This window comes from Streptomyces sp. NPDC005784 (assembly GCF_042871525.1).
Taxonomy (GTDB): Bacteria; Actinomycetota; Actinomycetes; order Streptomycetales; family Streptomycetaceae; genus Streptomyces.
In genome coordinates this window covers 46513-66396 of the sequence record NZ_JBIAIQ010000010.1, presented here as the reverse complement: position 1 = coordinate 66396, position 19884 = coordinate 46513, and the positions used below count along the sequence as shown (strand labels likewise).

Here is a 19884-nt window from a genome sequence, read left to right as displayed (position 1 = left end):
AGGAACGCACACGGCGACCGTACGGTGAGGCAGAATCGACATAGGCCGTTCATACGCGGCGGCCAAAAGATCACAGAGATCACACCGACCTGAAGGCCTCATGCCCCCCACGCTCGCCTCGCTCGTCCACCACTCCGCGCTCAAGCTCACGGTGCGTGCGGGCGAGGACCGCCTGGACGTGCCGGTCCGCTGGGCACATGTCAGCGAGCTCGCCGACCCCGTGCCGTACATGGAGGGCGGGGAGCTGCTGCTGATCACCGCGCTCAAGCTGGACGCGGACGATCCCGACACCATGCGGCGCTACGTGAAGCGGCTGGCCGGTGCCGGAGTCGTCGGGATCGGCTTCGCCGTCGGGGTCAACTACGACGAGATCCCGAAGGCGCTCGTCGACGCGGCCGGGGAGGAGGGGCTGCCGCTCCTCGAAGTACCCCGGCGTACGCCCTTCCTCGCCATCAGCAAGGCCGTGTCCGCCGCCATCGCCGCGGATCAGTACCGGGCCGTCACCGCCGGGTTCGCCGCACAGCGCGAACTCACCAAGCAGGCGCTGAACGACGGACCGGAAGGGCTGCTCGGCGCGCTCGCCGGACAGGTCGACGGATGGGCGGCGCTCTACGACGCGTCCGGCGCCGTCGTCGCCACCGCGCCGGACTGGGCGGGGCGCCGGGCCGCCCGGCTCACCCCGGACGTGGAGCGGCTGCGCGAGCGGCCCGCACCCGCGAGCTCGGTGGTGGGCGGCGAGGACCGCGTCGAACTGCACTCCCTCGGAACGGGACGCAGGCCGCGCGCCGCGCTCGCCGTGGGGACCGCCGGAGCCCTCGGCACCGCCGAGCGCTACGCCGTGCACTCGGCGATCGCCCTGCTGACACTCACCACGGAACGCTCGCGGTCCCTGCACGCCGCCGAACAGCGGATCGGCGCGGCCGTGCTGGGGATGCTGCTCGCCGGGGAGCCCGACCACGCGCGCGCCGTCGCCGGGGACCTGTACGGCGAACTGCTCGACGCGCCCTTCCGGCTGATCATCGCCGAGTCGGTGTCCGCGTCGGCCGGGCGGGCGCACGCCGACGGGCACGCGCGCGTCGGCGCCGCCGCGCCCTCCAAGACCGCCGTCGCCGTGCCCGGCGTCAACGGCGATCCGCTGGGCGGCCTCGCCGAGGTCGTCGAATCCGCCGCCGCGCGTTCGGGGGAGTCCGTGCTCGTCGTGCCCGACGGGGAGCGGCTCGTCGTCCTCGCCGTGGACGGCGGCGCCGCGGTCGCCGCCTGCGGGGACTACGCCGTGGTGCTGGAGTCGGCGCGGGCCGTCCCGCGCGAGCAGCCCGCCGGGGCCTCCGGGGACGACGCCGAACTCGTTGTGGGGCTCTCGGCCCCCGCCGGCCCGATCGCCGCCCGCGCTGCCTACAAGCAGGCCGAACAGGCCCTGTCCGTCGCCCGGCGGCGGGGCCGGTTCCTCGTCGAGCACGAGGAACTGGGGGCCGGTTCCGTGCTGCCGCTGCTCGCGGACGACGCGGTGCGGGCGTTCGCGGACGGGCTCCTGCGGGCGCTCCACGAGCACGACGCCACCGGGCGCGGAGACCTGGTCGCCTCGCTGCGGGCGTGGCTGTCGCGCCACGGTCAGTGGGACGCGGCGGCCGCCGATCTGGGGGTCCACCGGCACACACTGCGCTACCGGATGCGCAGGGTCGAGGAGATCCTCGGCCGATCGCTGGACGATCCCGACGTCCGGATGGAACTCTGGCTGGCCCTGAAGGCCACGACCGCGACGGGGGAGTGAACCGACTCCGCCGCTGAGGGCAGCTCGCTCAGGTATGCGTGAGCCGTGAGCCGTGAGCCGTGGGGCACGGTTGCCCCGGTGACCTGCCCGCGCGGGTTACCGGTCCCCCCAGCCCCGACCGCCTTCGGGTGACTTGGACGATCAGGCCAAACCGGTGTACCCCGCCCTCCGACTGCTACGCACCGGACAAACCACCGGCGGTGTTCCCGGCCCTACCGTGGACGGGAAAGCACAGCACCACCAGAAACACCCCGTCGTCACCCCCCTCGTCGTCACCCCCACTATGGAAGGGCCGGGACTCGCACATGCCCCAGGAAAAGATTGTGGGGGCCGCCCACGCCTTCTGGCTCGCCGGCCGCCAGGCCACCGGTGAGACCACCTTCGACGTCACCTCGCCGTGGGACGGCCGGGTCGTCGGTCAGGTCAGCGTGCCCACCGAGGCCCAGGTCGAAGAGGCCGTGGCCGCCGCGTACGCCGTGCGCGACGAGTTCGCCGCCACCCCGGCCCACGTACGCGCCGCAGCCCTCGACCATGTCTCGCGCCGCCTCGCCGAGCGCACCGAGGAGATCGCGCAGCTCATCTCCGCCGAGAACGGCAAGCCGATCAAGTGGGCCCGGGGCGAGGTCGGCCGCGCGGTGTCCGTGTTCCGCTTCGCAGCGGAGGAGGCCCGCCGCTTCAACGGCGGCGAGGCGCAGCGCCTCGACACCGACCCGGGTGGTCAGGGCCGGCTCGCCCTCACGCGCCGCTTCCCCAAGGGTGTCGTCCTCGGTATCGCGCCCTTCAACTTCCCGCTCAACCTGTGCGCCCACAAGGTCGCCCCGGCCATCGCCGCGGGTGCCCCGATCATCCTGAAGCCGGCGCCCGCGACCCCGCTGTCCGGCCTGATCATCGGTGACCTGCTGGCCGAGACCGACCTCCCGGCCGGTTCGTGGAGCATCCTGCCGGTCGCCAACGACAAGATGCCCGCCCTGGTCCAGGACGAGCGCCTTCCGGTCATCTCCTTCACCGGTTCCGAGACCGTCGGTTACGCGATCATGGACTCGGTGCCGCGCAAGCACTGCACCCTGGAGCTGGGCGGCAACGGCGCGGCCGTCGTCCTCGCCGACTTCGCGAGCGACGCGGACCTGGACTGGGCCGCGACCCGGATCGCGACCTTCTCCAACTACCAGGGCGGCCAGTCCTGCATCTCGGTGCAGCGCGTGATCGCGGACGCGGCGGTGTACGAGCGGCTGCTGCCGCGCATCGTCGCCGCCGTCGAGGCCCAGGTCACCGGCGACCCGTCCGACGACACGACGGATGTCGGCCCGCTGGTCAGCGAGGCCGCCGCCGAGCGCGTCGAGTCGTGGGTGGACGAGGCCGTCGCGGCCGGCGCCACGCTGCTCACCGGCGGCAAGCGCGACGGTGCCTCCTACGCGCCGACCGTCCTCGCCGACGTGCCGGCCGACGTCACGATCTCCTGCGAGGAGGTCTTCGGACCGGTCCTCACCGTGCAGAGGGTGGAGGGCGAGGCCGCTGCCTTCGCCGCCGCCAACAGCTCCAAGTACGGCCTCCAGACAGGTGTGTTCACGCACGATCTGCAGACCGCGTTCCGCGCGCACCGCGCCCTGGAGGTGGGCGGCGTCGTGATCGGCGACGTGCCGTCCTACCGCGCCGACCAGATGCCGTACGGCGGTGCGAAGCAGTCCGGCGTCGGCCGCGAGGGCGTCAAGTTCGCGATGGACGACTACACGTACGAGCGCGTGCTGGTGCTGACGGGCCTCGCCCTCTGACGCAGACCTCACCGAAACCGACGGCCGGAGCCCACTGTGCGGGGGCTCCGGCCGTCGGCGTGTCCGGCGGTCCGAGCGCAGGGCTTCGCCCGCGCGCTTCGGTTCCACGCCGGCGACTCGCGAGCCACGGTCGCCGCGCTCACACGGGCCCGCACAGACCCGTCGCTCCGCCGGAATGGGCCCACGTGAGTCGGACCTGGACAAAAAAAGACCCCGTCCCGGACAACACGGGACAGGGTCTTCGCAGAGCGCCGGGCAGGCCTTGCACCTGCATTTCCCCGCAGGAAGCGGGGCGTCTTTCCTTGGACCACCAACGCATCGCGAACCGGCGTGACCTCCGCCGATCTGCTGAAGATCATATTAGCGCACGGCCCGGAAGGAGCAAACACCCCAGCCGTCCCTCTGTCAGGACGTGACCGAAAACGGCATGTCTAGTGAGAATCGTTTTCAGCTAAGGTCGCCAGAGAAGGGGCCCGGCACCGATGCCTTCCGGTGCCGGACCCCTGTGCCGGCTCCTCCGGACCCTCAGCCGGAGAAGCCGACGTGCGCGAGCCGGACGGGGCCGCGCAGTCTGAGGTGGACGTCGTGCACACCAGTGGCGGTGAACGCGCTGGTGAGGGTGCGGTAGTCGTAGGGCCCCTGCGTTCCACTCGCCGTGAGTTCGGCGACCGACCTGCCGTCCGGCGACGGTTCGGCCACCGGAGCAACGCTTGGTGGCGCATCGGCGACCGGCGCACTGCCTGACGGCTGTTCGGCGACCGACGGGCCGTTCGGCTGGAGCCCAGGGGTCGACAGGTCGCCCTTCGGCTGGAGCCCAGGGGTCGACAGGTCACCCTTCGGCTGGAGCCCAGGGGTCGACAGGTCACCCCTTGGCTGGAGCCCAAGGGCCGACAGGTCGCCCTTCGGCTGGAGCCCGAAGGGCGCGAGGCCGCCGTCCAGGAAGATTTCGACCGCCCCCTCGCCCGCCGCCTCGATGACGACCCCGGTGACGCCCTCGCCGAAGTCGCAGTCCAGGTAGAGAAGTTCGCCCGTGCCGCCGTTCGCCGGGGTCACCGCGTCGCCCGCCGCCTTCGTGTGGTCGACGATGACGGTGTTTCGCTGCTCGTCGAAGTCGGCGCCGTTCAGGCCGCGTTCGCGGACCGGGCGGGGAGTACCCGGTTCGCCTTCGAGTTCGACGGTCGCGCCGAGCCGGATGTCCTCGCTGGACGCGCCGACCAGCAGCTCGTACGCGCCCGGCTCCAGGCGCCGCCGGCCGTGGGCCACGTCCCAGAACTCCAGCGCGGAGAGCGGGAGTTCGAAGGAGACGGCGGTCGAGGCGCCCGGGGTGAGGCGGACCCGGCGGTGTTCCGCCAGTTCGCGGCGCGGGCGGGGTACGGACGGAGCGACCGCGCGGGTGTAGAGCTGGACGACCTCGTCGGCGGTCGCGGTCGCAGTGTTGGTGACGGTGCAGGAGACCGTCAGCGCGGCTGCTTCTCTGCGGACTTGAAGGTCCGCGTAGGTGAACGAGGCGTAGGACAGGCCGTGTCCGAAGGGGAACAGCGGAGTCCCATCGAAGTAGAGATAGGTCTGCCGTCCGCCGATCACGTCGTAGTCGAGCAGGCCGGGAAGGTCGTCGTCGCCGGCGTACCAGGTCTGCGGGAGGCGGCCCGCGGGGGAGACGTCCCCGGCGAGGACGCGGGCCAGCGCGGTGCCCGCCGCCTGGCCGCCGTGCGCTGTCCAGAGCATGGCGGGCAGATCGGCGTGGTCGACCGCGTACGGGTAGGCGGAGACCAGGGCCAGCACCGTGTCCGGGTTCGCGGCGCGGGCGGCACGCAGCAGCCGCTCCTGATGGGAGGGCAGCCGCAGCGTCGTACGGTCCTCGGTCTCGCGGCCGTTGATGTGCGGGTCGTTGCCCGCGACGACGAGGACCACGTCGGCCGAGGCGGCGGCGCGGGCCACCGCGTCCTCACCGCGTTCGCCGAACTCCAGCTCGAAGATCTCGGCGTTCCCGGTGTCCTCCTCGGCAACCTTCACACCGTCGGCGGCGACAGAGACGTACCTGCCCGTCCCCAGGTGCTTCAGGAGGTGGCCGTTCTCATGGGATGCGGAGGGTTCCAGCCGGAAGGTCTCCTGGACGACCCAGCCGCCCGGCTGGTCGGCGGAGGCGCGGACGAAACCGTCGTCGGCGACGGAGAGATACCGGCCGTCGGGGGCGCGCAGGGTGAGGATCCCCTCGCCCCAGTCGATCAGCGCCAGTTCGGTGCCGAAGGCGTCGGCGGTCAGCGGAGGCAGGTCCGTGCGCCCCGCGAGCAGCGCCGGGTCGAGCGCGCCCTCGGCGCCGCGCACCTCCTCCGAGGCGCCCTTGCGCACTTCCTCCGCCGCGTCATCGGCGGCCGGAACCGCGAGATACCCGCCGGACGACGCCCGCAGACGTACGCGGTCCACGCCCTCGGCGAAGTCCACGCGCTCGGCGCCGAAGCGCTCGTACAGGCCCTCCAGCGGGGTCGAACGGTGGATGAGCGTGCCGCTGTACCAGTCGAGCTTGCACTCGTCGGCCAACAGGCCGACGACGGCGACCCGGACGCCGGGGCGCAGCGGCAGCAGACCGTCGTTCTTGAGCAGGACGATCGCCTGCTCCGCGGTTTCCAGGGCGAGCGCGCGGTGGGCCGGCGTGTCGAAGGCGTCGGTGCCGGCGTACGGGTCGAGGCCCGGGTCGAACTCGCCCAGCCGGAAACGCACGGCGAGCTGGCGGCGGACCGCGGTGTCGACGTCGGCCTCGGTCAGCAGGCCCCGCTCCAGGGCGCCCCGGAGGCGTCCGGCGATCCGCGAGCCGTCCGAGCCGTGGTCGGTGAAGCTGTCGACGCCGGCGAGGAGGGCGGCGGCGGTGGCTTCCTCGTGGGTGTCGAAGTAGTGCTCGGAGTCGACCAGGTTGGAGGGCGCTCCCGCGTCCGAGCAGACCAGCAGCTCCTGGTCGGTCCAGGCCCGCAGGTGCTCGCGCAGATACGGCGAGACATGGTTGGGGCGGCCGTTGACCAGGTTGTAGGCGGGCATCACCCCGGCGACGGCGCCCGCCAGGACTGTGGTGCGGAAGGCGCGCAGATCGTACTCGTGCAGCACGCGCGGGCGGACGGACGAGGACGAGGTGTCCCTGCTCGTCTCGTTGTTGTGCGCGAGCCAGTGCTTGAGGACCGGCGCGGTGCGCCAGTAGGCCGGATGATCGCCGCGCAGACCGCGGGTGTACGCGGTGGCGATGGCGGAGGTGAGCCCCGGGTCCTCCGAGTAGCCCTCCTCGTTGCGGCCCCACAGCGGGTGGCGCAGCAGATTGACCGTGGGGGACCAGACGTTGAGGCCCACGCGGTCGTCGCGGGCGCGCATCGCGCGGATCTCCGACGAGACTGCCTCCCCGACCCGGCGCACGAGATCCTCGTTCCAGGTCGCGCCGAGCCCGACGGCCTGCGGGAACACCGTCGCCGGACCCATCCAGGCGACCCCGTGCAATGCCTCCTGACCGGTGCGGAAGGCCCGCACTCCGAGCCGCTCGACGGCGGGCGCGAACTGGTGCAGGAACGCGATCCGTTCGTCGAGGGTGAGCCGCGCCAGCAGGTCGTCGATGCGCTTCGCGAACGGCAGGCTCGCGTCACGGAAGGGCGGCATGGGTGGCGTCTCTGCGGTCACGTGGTGATCCCTTTGCGGTGGAGCGGCGGCGTACTTTCGAAGCGCTTCGATGCTCGATCGACCGAGGGGTGGGTGTCAAGACGCCCGGGCGCAACACCTTCGTTTCTCGCCAGTGATGTCAAGTGCCAGGCGGAGCACCTCTCTTGCGTGACACCTCCGAGGAATCTTGGGATCGACCCTTGTGCACCCCCAGGCGTTCACTTAACCTCGCAGCAACATCGAAGCGCTTCGATTGACGGGCTTCCCTCCTCGGAGGGCACAGTCCTCCGAGGACCGCTTCAGCTCAGGCAGATCCACTCAAGACACCGCAGCCGACGGCTCCACCGCCGGGTGTCCTGCTGTGCGCCATGAAGGGTTGACGCAATGACGCCGAACTCCGCCACCTCCGCCCCCAGCCGGAGAAGCTTCCTCGCCTCCACTGCGGTCGCAGCGGCCGCCGTGGCCGGCGGAATGCCCCTGCTCACCGCCTGCGGCGGCGGACAGGACGGCAACAAGGACGGCACCACCTCGGGGAAGGACGCCCAGAAGATCCTTCCGACGTTCGTGGCGTCGAGCGTCGTCACACCCGACCTCCCCTCGAAGAACGGATCAGCGGCGGGCTTCACACAACCGATCGACCTGGGCGCGCTGAAGACCGCCGTCCCGAAGAAGCTCGGCGGCGGCAGCGATCTGAAGATCATGTCGCCGTTCTGGGGCAGCCCGCCGGCCGACGACAACGCGTACTACACGGCCATGAACGAGGCCATCGGCATCAAGGCGACCTGGCAGAACCAGGACGGCAACACCTATGACGAGAAGCTGGGCGCGATCCTCGCCTCCAGCGACATCCCGGACGTGGTGGTCGTCCCCGGCTGGAACCTGAACGGCAAGATACCGAGCGCGATCAACGCCAAGTTCGCCGACCTCGGCCCGTATCTGTCCGGCGACAAGGTCAAGGACTACCCGAACCTCGCGGCCGTACCGACCGACGCCTGGCAGCGTTCCATCTTCGGCGGCCTGCTGCGCGCGATCCCGATGCCGGCCTCGTACGTCACGAACATCGCGGCCTTCTACCGCAAGGACATCTTCGCCAAGAAGGGCTACACGCTGCCCAAGTCGCCCGACGAGTTCCTGTCCTGGGCGAAGGAGGCCACCGACGCCAAGGCGAAGGTGTGGGCCTGCGACGACCTGAAGTGGACGGCCTTCAACATCTACGGCGTCCTCAACGGCAGCGACAAGGCGCTGTGGTGGGACCTGAGGGACGGCAAGCTGGTCAACCGGATCGAGACCGCCGAGTACCTCGAAGCCCTGGAGTGGACACGCAAGCTGTACGCGGCGGGGGTCGTCCACCCCGACGCCAAGGCCGTCAAGGGCGACGCGTCCAACCGGTTCACCGCGGGCCAGTCGCTCGTCTTCAACGGCGACCTGTCCTACTGGTACGGCTCGACGGCCGAACAGCGCACCCAGAAGACGGACTTCGAGATGGGCGCGTTCGACATCTTCGGCCCCGACGGCGGGAACCCCACCCTCTGGGCGACCCAGCCCGCGGGCATCTTCACCTTCGTCAGCAAGAAGGCGTCCAAGCAGCAGATCAAGGACTTCCTCGCGCTCGCCGACTTCTGCGCCGCCCCGTACGGCACCAAGGAGTACATGCTCACGGTGTACGGCGTCGAGGGCACCGACTACACGGTCAAGAACGGCCTGCCCACCAAGACCACCAAGGGCACCAACGAGGTCAACGGCGCCTACGACTACACCGGCGACCCGGCCGCCTACCTCGCCCACCCCGATCTGCCGGAGATCGCCAAGCTCCAGGTCGAGTGGCAGCAGCGCATGGGCGCCTTCACCAAGAAGTCCTCCTTCTACGGGCTGACCATCACCGAGCCCAACCGGTGGACCAACCTCGCCAACGACTTCGAGCAGCTGGAGGACGACATCGTCCGCGGCCGCAAGAAGATCGGCGACATGCAGCAGGCCGTCGCGGACTGGAAGCGGAAGGGCGGCGACGACCTGCGCGCCTGGTACAAGAAGCTGCTCGACGACAACGGCTCCACGGCCAAGTGATCGAGGGCTGAGGCAAGGAGAAGGCCGTGTCGCACAGCACGGTGCCTCGGAGCGGGGCCGGGGCCAAGGCGGGCGAGAGGACACCGGACGGGAGTCCGCCGGACGGGGCCGCCGGGCGCGCCGCCGGACGGCGGGCCGGGAGCAGGCCCGGACAGGGCGCCGGAAAGCTGGGCTTCCGGCTGAGGTTCAGACGCGACCGCACCCTGATCCTGATGACCCTCCCGGCGATCGCACTCATACTCGTCTTCAACTACATACCGGTCCTCGGCAACATCGTGGCCTTCCAGGACTACGACCCGTATCTGAGCGACAACGGCTTCGTCGCGATGTTCGAGAGCCCCTGGACCGGCCTGGAGAACTTCCAGCGGATCTTCGCGGACTCGGAGTTCTGGCACGCGGTGCAGAACACGTTCGTGCTGTTCTTCCTCCAGCTCGTGCTGTACTTCCCGATCCCGGTCGGCCTCGCGCTGCTCATCAACAGCGTGGTCAGGCCCCGGGTCCGGGCGGTCGCCCAGGCGGTCATGTACCTCCCGCACTTCTTCTCCTGGGTCCTCGTCGTCACCGTCTTCCAGCAGATCTTCGGCGGGGCGGGCATCATCGCGCAGACCCTGCGGCAGCACGGTCACCAGGGCATCGACCTGATGACCGATCCGGGGATCTTCAAGTTCCTGGTGACGGCCGAGGGCGTCTGGAAGGACGCGGGCTGGGGCATCATCGTCTTCCTCGCGGCCCTGTCGTCCGTCTCGCCCGACCTGTACGAGGCCGCCGCCATGGACGGGGCCGGACGCTGGCGCCGGATGTGGCACATCACCCTGCCCGCCCTGCGCCCGGTGATCGCCCTGCTCCTGGTGCTGCGCGTCGGCGACGCGCTCACCGTCGGCTTCGAGCAACTCCTGCTCCAGCGCGACTCGGTGGGCCCCGGCGCTTCTGACGTCCTCGACACCTACGTGTGGTGGAACGGCATCCGCAACCAGGACTTCGGCTATGCCGCGGCCGCCGGACTGGTCAAGGGTGTGGTCGGTCTGGGGCTCGTCCTGACCGCCAACAAGGTCGCCCATCTCATGGGTGAGCAGGGGGTGTACAAGAAATGACCGCCTTGACGTACGAACCGCGCGACAAGCCCGGCCGCTGGGCGGCGCCGCCCAGGCCGCCCTGGGAGGAGGAGCCGTCGAAGGCCGGCCTCGCGGGCAAGGGGCTCACCCTCACCCTGGCCGCCTTCGCGATCCTGTTCCCGCTCTGGATCGTCGTCGTCACCAGCCTCCAGTCGAAGAAGACCATCGACGCGGCCGGCGGTCTGGTGGTCATCCCCAAGGGCGTCACCCTCGTCGCCTACAAGGAGCTGCTCACCGGCGGCCAGGTGCAGCGCGCCGCACTCGTCAGCGTCGGAGTGACCCTGACCGGCACCCTGTTCAGCATGGCGGTCTCGGTCCTGTGCGCCTACGGCCTCTCGCGCATCGGATCGCTGGGCCACCGCTGGCTGTTGATGCTGCTGCTCGCCACGATGTTCTTCGGCGCCGGGCTCATCCCCACCTATCTGCTCGTGCAGGCGCTCGGCCTCACCGACAGCTATCTCGCGCTGATCCTCCCCAGCGCGGTCAGCGTCTTCAACATCCTGGTGCTGCGCGCGTTCTTCATGGGCATCTCGTCCGAACTGATCGACAGCGCCCGCATCGACGGCGCCGGCGACTGGCGCATCCTGTGGCAGATCGTGATGCCGCTGTCCCGGGCGGTCCTCGCGGTGATCTCGCTGTTCTACGCGGTCGGTTACTGGAGCGCCTGGTTCAACGCCTCCATCTACCTGACCGACCAGGACATGATGCCGCTGCAGAACGTCATGATCCAGCTGGTGCAGAAGCAGGAGCGCCCCGTCGGACTCGCCACGCAGATCAACACCGGTCAACTGTCGCCGCTGGCCATCCAGATGGCCGTCATGGTGATGGCGCTGCTGCCGGTCGCGGTCCTCTCACCCTTCGTCCAGCGGCATTTCAAGAAGGGCATGCTCACCGGCGCCGTGAAGGGCTGACCCCGGCCGGCCTCCCGCGCCACCGCACCTTGTCGCCCCGCCGCACCCCTCCGCTCGCCGCGGCCGACCTGCTCCTGACCAGCGGTCGGCCGCGGCGGTCCACTCTCCTCTCCCCGATCGAGGTAGGTCATGCGCACGCCCCGCGGAACCGGCCCGGAGTCCGGGCGACCGAGTCTGAGCGATGCCACCCGGGGCCGCATTCTGTTCGGCGGCGACTACAACCCCGAGCAGTGGCCCGAGGAGACCTGGCACGAGGACGTCCGCCTCATGAAGGAGGCGGGCGTCAACTCCGTCACCCTCGGGGTCTTTTCCTGGGCCCGGCTGGAACCGCGCCCGGGAGCAAGGGAGTTCGGCTGGCTGGACCGGCTGATGGACCTGATGCACGAGCACGGCATCGGCGTCGTGCTCGCCACCCCCACCTCCTCGCCGCCCCCCTGGATGGGCCGGCTGCACCCCGAGACGCTGCCCCGGGGCGAGGACGGCCGCACCGAATGGTGGGGCTCCCGGCAGCACTTCTCGCACTCCAGCGCCGTCTACCGACGCGGCGCCGCCGCCATCACCGAGGACCTGGCCGCCCGCTACGGCAGCCACCCCGCGCTCACGATGTGGCACATCAACAACGAGTACTGCACCTTCGACCACGGCGACGAGGCGGCCGCCGCCTTCCGCCGCTGGCTCCGGGACAGGTACGGCACCGTCGAAGCCCTCAACACGGCCTGGGGGACAGCCTTCTGGGGCCAGGGCTACGACGGCTGGCACGAGGTGATCCCGCCGCGTCACACGCACTACATGAAGAACCCGACGCATGTGCTCGACTTCAAGCGGTTCACCTCCGACATGCTCCTGGAGTGTTATGTCGCCGAGCGGGACATCGTGCGCCGCCACAGCCCGCACACTCCCGTGACCAGCAACTTCATGCCGATGTGGGTCGGACAGGACGCCTGGCGATGGGCCATCGAGGAAGACGTCGTCTCGGTCGACCTCTATCCGGACCCGCGCGACCCCCTCGGCGCGCAGAACGGCGCGCTCATCCAGGACATGACGCGCTCGCAGGCCGGGGGCGGTCCCTGGATGGTCATGGAGCAGGCGGCCGGAGCGGTCAACTGGCGCGGTGTGAACCACCCCAAGCCGCGCGGACTGAACCGCCTGTGGTCGCTGCAGGCCGTGGCGCGCGGCGCCGACGCCGTCTGCTACTTCCAGTGGCGGCAGTCCCGGCAGGGCGCGGAGAAGTTCCACTCGGGGATGATCGGCCACGCGGGGGAGCGGGGTCGCACCTTCGAGGAGATCAAGCGGATCGGCGCCGAACTCGCCCTTCTCGGAAATCATGTGACAGACAGTCATGTCACGTCGGACATCGCGATCCTGCACGACTGGAACTCCTGGTGGGCGGGAGCACAGGAAGGCCGGCTGTCAACGGAGAACGACTACGCGGAGGTCGTACGGGCCTGGCACCGCGCCCTGTGGGAGGCCCACCTCGGCACCGCGTTCGCGCATCCCGAGCACGACCTGTCCGCGTACCGGATGGTCGTCGTGCCCCAGCTGTACCTGCTCACGGACGCGGCGATCGACAACCTCCTCGCCTACGTGCGATCGGGCGGCACGCTCGTCTGCGGCTTCCTCACCGGCGTCGCCGACGAGGACGACCGGGTGCGGCCGGGTGGCATGGACGAGCGGCTGCGCGAACTGTTCGGCATCCGCACGCTGCACGAGTGGTGGCCGCTGGACGCGGGGGAGAGCGCGGACTGCGACGGCTTCCGGGGCGTGCTCTGGTCCGAGGAGATCGAGCCCGACGGCACCGCGGTCGTCGAGACGCGCTACCGGGGCGGTGAGCTGGACGGACTGCCCGCCGTGCTCCGCAAGGGCACCGCCCGCTACCTGTCCACCCTTCCCGAACCGGCCGCCCTGCGCGAACTGCTGGCGAAGGCGGCGGACGGCGCGGGCATCCGGCCCGTGCTCGACGGGCTGCCCGACGGGGTCGAGGCCGTCCGGCGCGGCGAACTGATCTTCCTGCTCAACCACGGGCGCGAGCCGGTGACCGTCGAGATACCGGGCAGCCACCGCGACCTGCTCGGCGGCGCGTCCGTGCTCGGCTCCGTACGACTGGAGCGCTACGGAGCGGTGGTGCTCGCCCCATGACGGACAAGGCCCGCGCCGACGCGCACCCCGCCGACGCGCATTCGGAAGGCACCCGTTCGGATGACGCACACTCGGATGGCGCCCGAAGTGAAGCCGTCCGAAGTGAAGGCGCTCCCACCGCGGGCACTCGAATGGATGGTGGCCGTACCGCCGTCCCCGTCCACGGCACCTGGGAACCCCTGCCCGCCGCCCGCTGGGAGGACGCCTTCCTGAGCGGGAACGGCACGCACGGCGTCATGGTGTTCGGTGATCCGAACGACGACCGGGTGATCGTCAATCACCACCGTCTGATCCGTCCGAACGGCAGCGCGAAGGCCCGTCCGCCCGAGCTCGCCGACCGCCTCGCCGACGTACAGGACCGGCTGCTGGCCGGAGACATGAGCGCCGGGGAGGACTTCACCGACGGCCGACCGCTGCTGTGGGTGCAACCGTTCCACCCGGCCTTCCAGGTGCGACTGCGCCGCCCCGCCGAGGAATGGCGCGCCTACCGGCGCGAGGCCGACTTCACCACCGGGGCCGTCCGCGCCGAGTGCGGTGACCGGCGCAGCGAGGTCTTCGTCTCGCGCGCCGACGATGTGATCGCGCAGTACGTGACCGCCTCCGATCTCGCGGCCGAGGTGACGCTGGACCACCGGCTGGCGGGAGCGCCCGCCGGACTGGCGGTGGGCCACGGAGCCGTCCGCACCCCCGAGGGCGCCCTCCTCACGCTGCGCGCCCGCTATCCGGGCAGCGACCTGGCGTACACCGGGGTCACGCTCCTCGTCACCGACGGCCGGACCCGTCCCGCCCTTCCCGGCATACGGGTCGAGGGCGCCCGCTCGATGCTGCTGCTCACCCGGGTACACCGGCACCCGGGCGAACTGGACGTCCTCGCCGAGGTCCGCGCGCTGCGGGAGCTGCTGCCGGAGGCCGGCCACGGCGCCGAGGGCATCGGGCATGCCTACACGCACCTGCTCGCCCGCCACACCGCCCTGCACCGCGCCGCCTACCTCCGTGTCACCCTCGATCTGCACGCCGAATCCTCCGAACGGGCCCTCCCGGGTTCGGAGTTGGTCCGGCGTCCGAAGAGCCCCGCCTTCCTGGAGCGGCTCTTCGCGGCCGGCCGCCATCACCTGCTGTCCGCGGCCGGGACGCTGCCGCCCAGGCTGACCGGGCTCTGGAGCGGCGACTGGGACACCGCCTGGTCCGGGGCGTTCACCACGGACGCCAACCTCAATCTGCAGACCGCGTCGGCCGCCGCGGCCGCGCTCCCCGAGGTCACCGAGGCACACGCGGCCCTGGTCCACAGCCAGTTGCCGCACTGGCGGGACAACGCCCGAGCCGTCTTCGGGGCACGCGGTGTCGTGGCCCCCGCCCACACGGACGGCGAGTCCGGCCACATCTACCACCTCAGCCGCGCGTACCCGCTGCACGTGTGGACCGCCGGTGCCGACTGGCTGCTCAAGCCCATCGTCGACCACGACGAGACCCGCGGCGAACGCGACCCGCGGATGGCCGCCGCGCTGGCCGAAGTGGCCTGTTTCTACGAGGACTTCCTCACCCGGACCGACGACGACGGCCACCTGGTGATCGTGCCGTCCTACTCCCCGGAGAACCGTCCCGCGAACGCGAGTTGGGTCACCGTCAACGCCGCCATGGACCTCTCGGCGGCCCGGCACGCCCTGCGCACGGCGGCCGAGTACCACCCGGGGCCCGACGCCGAGCGCTGGCGCTCGCTCGCCGATCGGCTGCCGCCGCACCGGATCAACGCCGAGGGCGCGCTCGCCGAGTGGGCCCGGCCCGGACTCCTCGACACCTACGACCACCGGCACCTCAGCCACCTCTACGGCGTCTGGCCGCTCGACGAGATCAACCCGTACGACACCCCCGAACTCGCCGCGGCGGCCCACCGCGCTCTCGAACTGCGCGGCGCCGAGAACGACTCGGCGCACGGCCACCTCCATCACGCCCTGGTGGCCGCCCGACTGCGGGACGCGGAGCGCGTGGCGGCAGCCCTCGACAACATCCTGGCCGGGGACTTCTTCCACGTCTCCCTGATGAGCGGCCACTACCCGAACCGGCAGGTCTACAACGCCGACGCCGCCCACGCCCTGCCCGCCGTGCTCATCGAGGCGCTGATCCAGTCCACACCGGAGCGGCTCGTCCTGCTCCCGGCACTCCCCGCCGGCCTCCCGAGCGGCGAACTCCGGGGCATCCGAACGAGGTTCGGCGCGGAGGCCGACCTCACCTGGACCCCCGAAGGTGCCAGAGCCGTGCTGCGACCGGGCCGCACCTGCCGCATCGAGCTCCAGACTTCCGCCGGCGCGCGACCGCTCTCACTGAGCGCCGGAGAAGACCGCGTCCTCACCCTGGGGCCGCGGTAGACCCCCCGCACTTCCCCCCACCCATGGAAGGGACCCCCATGGCACACCGCACGCTGAACAGGATCACCAAGGCACTCGTCGCCCCCGCGCTCGCGCTCGGCGCGACGATCGGCCTCGCCTCGGCCCCCGCCCAGGCCGCCGTCTGGTCCTCCTGCGACCAGTGGGGCAGCACCACCCTCAACGGGTACACGCTCTACAACGACATCTGGGGCTCCGGCGCCGGCAGCCAGTGCATCTGGGCCAACTCCGGCACCAACTGGGGAGTCTGGGCCGACCACCCCAACACCGGCGGCATCAAGTCCTACCCCAACTCGAAGAAGTACGTCGGCAAGACGATCGCGGCGCTGTCCACCCTCACCAGCACCTACAACGTCACCGTCCCGTCCTCCGGCGCGTACAACACCTCGTACGACATCTGGGACACCGGCTACGCCCACGAGACCATGCTCTGGGTCAACTACAACGGAGCCGTCGGCGCGCTCGGCACCTCGCAGGGCACGCTCACGCTGAACGGCAACACCTGGACCGTCTACAAGGGCAACAACGGCGCGAACGACGTCTTCTCGTTCCTGCGCACCTCGGACTCCACCTCCGGCACCATCAACATCCTCCCGATCATGAGGTGGATCGCGAACACCAAGGGCTGGATGTCGAGCGGTGCGACCGTCGGAGACGTGCAGTTCGGCTTCGAGATCACCTCGTCCGCGGGGGGTCTCGACTTCACCACCAACAACCTGACGGTCAGCAGTAGTTGATCCGTGCATGGTTGATCCGTGCCTGAAGGTGCGGCCGGTCCCTCGCGGGGACGGGCCGCACCCGGCTCGGACAGGTCCTAACCAACCACTGGCAGCCGCGCCCCGTCCCGCAGGAACAGCGGGATCCGGTCCAGCGGCGCGTCGACCGTCACGGCCGCGCCCCCTTCGTACGTCTTCCCGGTCCACGCGTCCGTCCAGCGCGCACCGGCCGGGAGGTACGCCGTACGGGCCGTCGCGCCCGCGGTGAGGACCGGCGCGACCAGCAGATCGGGGCCGAGGAGATAGGCGTCGTCCACCGACCAGGCCGCCTGGTCGCCCGGGAACTCCAGGAGCAGCGGGCGCATCACCGGCAGCCCCTCCTCGTGGGCCTCCCGCATGACGTCCAGCAGGTAGGGCTTCAGACGTTCGCGCAGCCGCAGGTACTTCTCCATGACGGCGCCGGCCTCCTCACCGTAGGACCAGACCTCGTTCGGGCCGCCGGTCATGTCGGGGCCGAGCGGCAGTCCCGGGTCGCGGAAGCCGTGCAGCCGCATCAGCGGGGACAGCGCGCCGAACTGGAACCAGCGGACCATGACTTCGCGGTACGCCGGGTCGTCCGGATCGCCGCCGTGGAAACCACCGATGTCGGTGTTCCACCAGGGGATGCCGGACAGCGCGGTGTTGAGGCCCGCGGCGATCTGGCGGCGCAGGGTCGCGAAGTCGGTACCGATGTCGCCGGACCACAGGGCGGCCCCGTAGCGCTGACTGCCCGCCCAGGCCGAGCGGTTGAGGGAGACGATCTCGGTGTGACCGGCGGCGACCAGCCCCTCGTAGAAAGTGCGGGCGTTGTCGCGCGGGTAGAGGTTGCCCACTTCGAGACCCGGGCCCGCGTGGTACCGCAGGTTCTCGGCGAAGCCCGGCTTCAGCTCCGGCTCGCAGGCGTCCAGCCAGAAGGCCGAGATGCCGTACGGATCGAGGTAGTTGTCCTTCACCCGCGACCACAGGAAGTCGCGCGCCTCCGGGTTCGTGGCGTCGTAGAAAGCCACCTGGACCGTGGACGCGACCTGCTTGTCCGGCCAGTCGGCGTGCGCCATCGGCCCGTACTCGGTGCCGATGAAGTAGCCCCGCTGCTCCATGAGCTGATGGTTCTCGGAGAGCGGCGAGACCGACGGCCAGACCGACACCACCAGTTTGACGCCGAGGTCCGCGAGTTCGGCCTGCATGGCCGCCGGGTCGGGCCACTCGGCCGGGTCGAACTTCCAGTCGCCGAGGTGGGTCCAGTGGAAGAAGTCGCAGACGATGACCGACAGCGGCAGGCCCCGGCGCTTGTACTCCCTTGCCACCTCCAGGAGTTCGTCCTGGGTGCGGTAGCGCAGCTTGCACTGCCAGAATCCGGCCGCCCACTCGGGCAGCATCGGTGTACGGCCGGTCGCCGCGCTGTAGCGGCGCTGGGCGTCGGCCGGAGTGCCCGCGGTGATCCAGTAGTCGATCTGGCGGGCCGAGTCGGCGACCCAGCGGGTGCCGTTGCCCGCGAGCTCCACCCGGCCGATGGCCGGACTGTTCCACAGGAGGGTGTAGCCGCGGCTGGAGGTGAGCACCGGAATGGTGACCTCGGCGTTGCGCTGGATCAGGTCCAGGACCGCGCCCTTCTGGTCGAACAGCCCGTGCTGGTGCTGCCCGAGGCCGTACAGCTTCTCGCCCTCGTACGCGGCGAAGCGCTGCTCCAGACGGTGATGGCCGTTGCCGGTGGGGGTGTACAGCCGTGAGCCGGGCCACCAGAAGTGGGCGCGTTCCTCGGCGAGGAGTTCACCGCCGTCGCCGGTGCGGGCGAATCGGATCAGGCCCTCGGCGCTCACCTCGACGGTCAGCGCTCCGACCGTCAGCCGGCCCTCGCCGTCACTGATTTCGAGCGCGCTCGTGGTGGTCTCCCGCTCGTCGAGCAGGGCTCCCGGCAGGCCGTCGAGCACGGGACCGCCGAGACGGGCGCGGACCCGGACCGCGGCGGGGCCCCACGGCTCGATCCGGACGGTCTCTGTGCGGCCGCTCCACTCCAGCGCGCCGTCCCGCTCACGGAACGTGCCGACGGTCGGGGAGGACTGCGCGAGGCTGACCTGGGGCTGGATTTCGGCAGACTGATTCACCGTGCTCCTGAAGGAGTGCAGACATGAAGGAGTGCAGACAGGGAGTGCGGGCGGGTGCGGAGAGGGAGTGCGGGTGGGGCGCGGGCTGGGAGTGCGAACAGGGCCGTGCGGTCCGGGAGGTACGGTCAGGTCGGTGCTGGGGAAGCGCGCAGACCGAGCGGTGCCCCGGCAGGGGCCACGAGGTCCGAGGAGGGGGCCGGGAAGGGGCGCCCCCGAAAGGGTCCTGGGTCAGGGAGCGGCCGGCGCCGGCCCCGTGCTCGCCCGTACCGTCAACTCCGGTGCGATCAGTACGACTTCGTCCTTGCCGCGCCCTTCGAGCTTGGCGATCAGGTGCTCGACGGCATGCCGGCCCATGTCCTGCGCGGGGATGGCGACCGAGGTCAGCCGCACCGAGGCCTGGGTGGCGACCTGGTCCGGGCAGATCGCGATCACCGACACGTCCTCGGGCACGGCGCGGCCCTCCCGGCGCAGCAGCGCGAGCAGCGGTTCGACCGCCGACTCGTTCTGTACGACGAAGCCCGTGGTGCCCGGGCGCTCGTCGAAGATGCGGGCGAGGGTGAGGGCCATCGCGTCGTAGCCGCCCTCGCAGGGCCGGTGCAGCACACGCAGCCCCAACTCCCTTGAACGGGACCGGAGTCCGTCGAGCGTGCGCTCGGCGAAGCCGGTGTGCCGCTCGTAGACGGCGGGCGCCTCGCCGATGACAGCGATGTCACGGTGGCCGAGCAGCGCCAGATGCTCGGCGCACAGCGCGCCCGTCGCCCCGAAGTCGAGGTCGACGCAGGTCAGGCCGGTGGTGTCGGCGGGCAGGCCGATGAGCACGGACGGCTGGTCCGTCTCGCGCAGCAACGGCAGCCGCTCGTCGTCGAGTTCGACGTCCATGAGGATCATCGCGTCGGCCAGCCCGCTGCCGGTGACCCGGCGCACCGCGTCGGGCCCTTCCTCGCCGGTGAGCAGCAGGACGTCGTAGCCGTGTGTCCGGGCGTTCGTGGCCACCGCGATGGCGATCTCCATCATCACGGGTACGTACATGTCGGTGCGGAGCGGAACCATCAGCGCGATGATGTTGGACCGGCTGCTCGCCAGGGCGCGGGCGCCCGCGTTCGGGTGGTAGCCGAGCTCCTGGATGCTCCGCTCGACCCGCTGCCGGGTGTCCATGGAGATGGACCGCTTGCCGCTGAGGACATAGCTCACCGTGCTCGCAGAGACTCCGGCGTGCTGGGCGACCTCGGCGAGGGTGACCATCCAGCTCTCCA

11 protein-coding genes are annotated in these 19884 nt (G+C 70.8%); 8 read left to right on the top strand and 3 right to left on the bottom strand.

The features are described from left to right. The first annotated feature begins 100 nt into the window (after window positions 1–100). Together ACFYR3_RS18410 and ACFYR3_RS18405 are read left to right on the top strand one after the other, a co-directional pair. Window positions 101–1768, top strand: a complete 1668-nt coding sequence (locus tag ACFYR3_RS18410) for a PucR family transcriptional regulator (RefSeq protein WP_356781796.1) — start codon at window positions 101–103, stop codon at window positions 1766–1768. Between the two features lie 305 nt (window positions 1769–2073). Next, window positions 2074–3537, top strand: a complete 1464-nt coding sequence (locus ACFYR3_RS18405; RefSeq protein ID WP_389283858.1) for an aldehyde dehydrogenase family protein — start codon at window positions 2074–2076, stop codon at window positions 3535–3537. Between the two features lie 525 nt (window positions 3538–4062). On the opposite strand, the gene ACFYR3_RS18400 is transcribed toward ACFYR3_RS18405, so the two are convergent. Further along, window positions 4063–7191 carry a glycoside hydrolase family 3 C-terminal domain-containing protein gene (locus ACFYR3_RS18400; protein WP_389283856.1) on the bottom strand — a complete coding sequence of 1043 codons (3129 nt, stop codon included), beginning with the start codon at window positions 7189–7191 and terminating at the stop codon, window positions 4063–4065. Between the two features lie 363 nt (window positions 7192–7554). Here ACFYR3_RS18400 and ACFYR3_RS18395 point away from each other — a divergent pair, with 363 nt between their 5' ends. From ACFYR3_RS18395 to ACFYR3_RS18370, 6 genes are all read left to right on the top strand, one after another. Beyond that, entirely contained in the window at window positions 7555–9234 is a 1680-nt protein-coding gene (locus tag ACFYR3_RS18395) for a Tat pathway signal sequence domain protein (RefSeq protein WP_389283854.1), read from the top strand. A 26-nt stretch (window positions 9235–9260) separates the two neighbouring features. Continuing rightward, a complete protein-coding gene (locus tag ACFYR3_RS18390; RefSeq protein WP_355842169.1) occupies window positions 9261–10325 on the top strand; it encodes an ABC transporter permease subunit in 1065 nt (354 codons plus the stop codon). Continuing rightward, entirely contained in the window at window positions 10322–11257 is a 936-nt protein-coding gene (locus ACFYR3_RS18385; protein ID WP_355842166.1) for a carbohydrate ABC transporter permease, read from the top strand. The genes ACFYR3_RS18390 and ACFYR3_RS18385 overlap by 4 nt, the downstream gene beginning before the upstream one ends. A 129-nt stretch (window positions 11258–11386) precedes the next feature. Continuing rightward, window positions 11387–13393 carry a beta-galactosidase gene (locus ACFYR3_RS18380; RefSeq protein WP_389283851.1) on the top strand — a complete coding sequence of 669 codons (2007 nt, stop codon included), beginning with the start codon at window positions 11387–11389 and terminating at the stop codon, window positions 13391–13393. 131 nt (window positions 13394–13524) lie between these two features. After that, window positions 13525–15756 carry a glycoside hydrolase N-terminal domain-containing protein gene (locus ACFYR3_RS18375; RefSeq protein WP_389283849.1) on the top strand — a complete coding sequence of 744 codons (2232 nt, stop codon included), beginning with the start codon at window positions 13525–13527 and terminating at the stop codon, window positions 15754–15756. A gap of 38 nt (window positions 15757–15794) precedes the next feature. After that, the gene (locus ACFYR3_RS18370) at window positions 15795–16511 is read left to right on the top strand and encodes a hypothetical protein (protein ID WP_389283847.1); all 717 of its coding nucleotides are present in this window, start codon (window positions 15795–15797) and stop codon (window positions 16509–16511) included. Window positions 16512–16588: 77 nt separating this feature from the next. Here ACFYR3_RS18370 and ACFYR3_RS18365 read toward each other — a convergent pair whose 3' ends face one another. Together ACFYR3_RS18365 and ACFYR3_RS18360 are read right to left on the bottom strand one after the other, a co-directional pair. Then, window positions 16589–18631 (bottom strand): TIM-barrel domain-containing protein, encoded by a 2043-nt coding sequence (locus tag ACFYR3_RS18365; protein ID WP_389283845.1) that lies wholly within the window; start codon window positions 18629–18631, stop codon window positions 16589–16591. A gap of 228 nt (window positions 18632–18859) precedes the next feature. Beyond that, window positions 18860–19873 carry a LacI family DNA-binding transcriptional regulator gene (locus ACFYR3_RS18360; protein WP_355842154.1) on the bottom strand — a complete coding sequence of 338 codons (1014 nt, stop codon included), beginning with the start codon at window positions 19871–19873 and terminating at the stop codon, window positions 18860–18862. Window positions 19874–19884 lie beyond the last annotated feature (11 nt).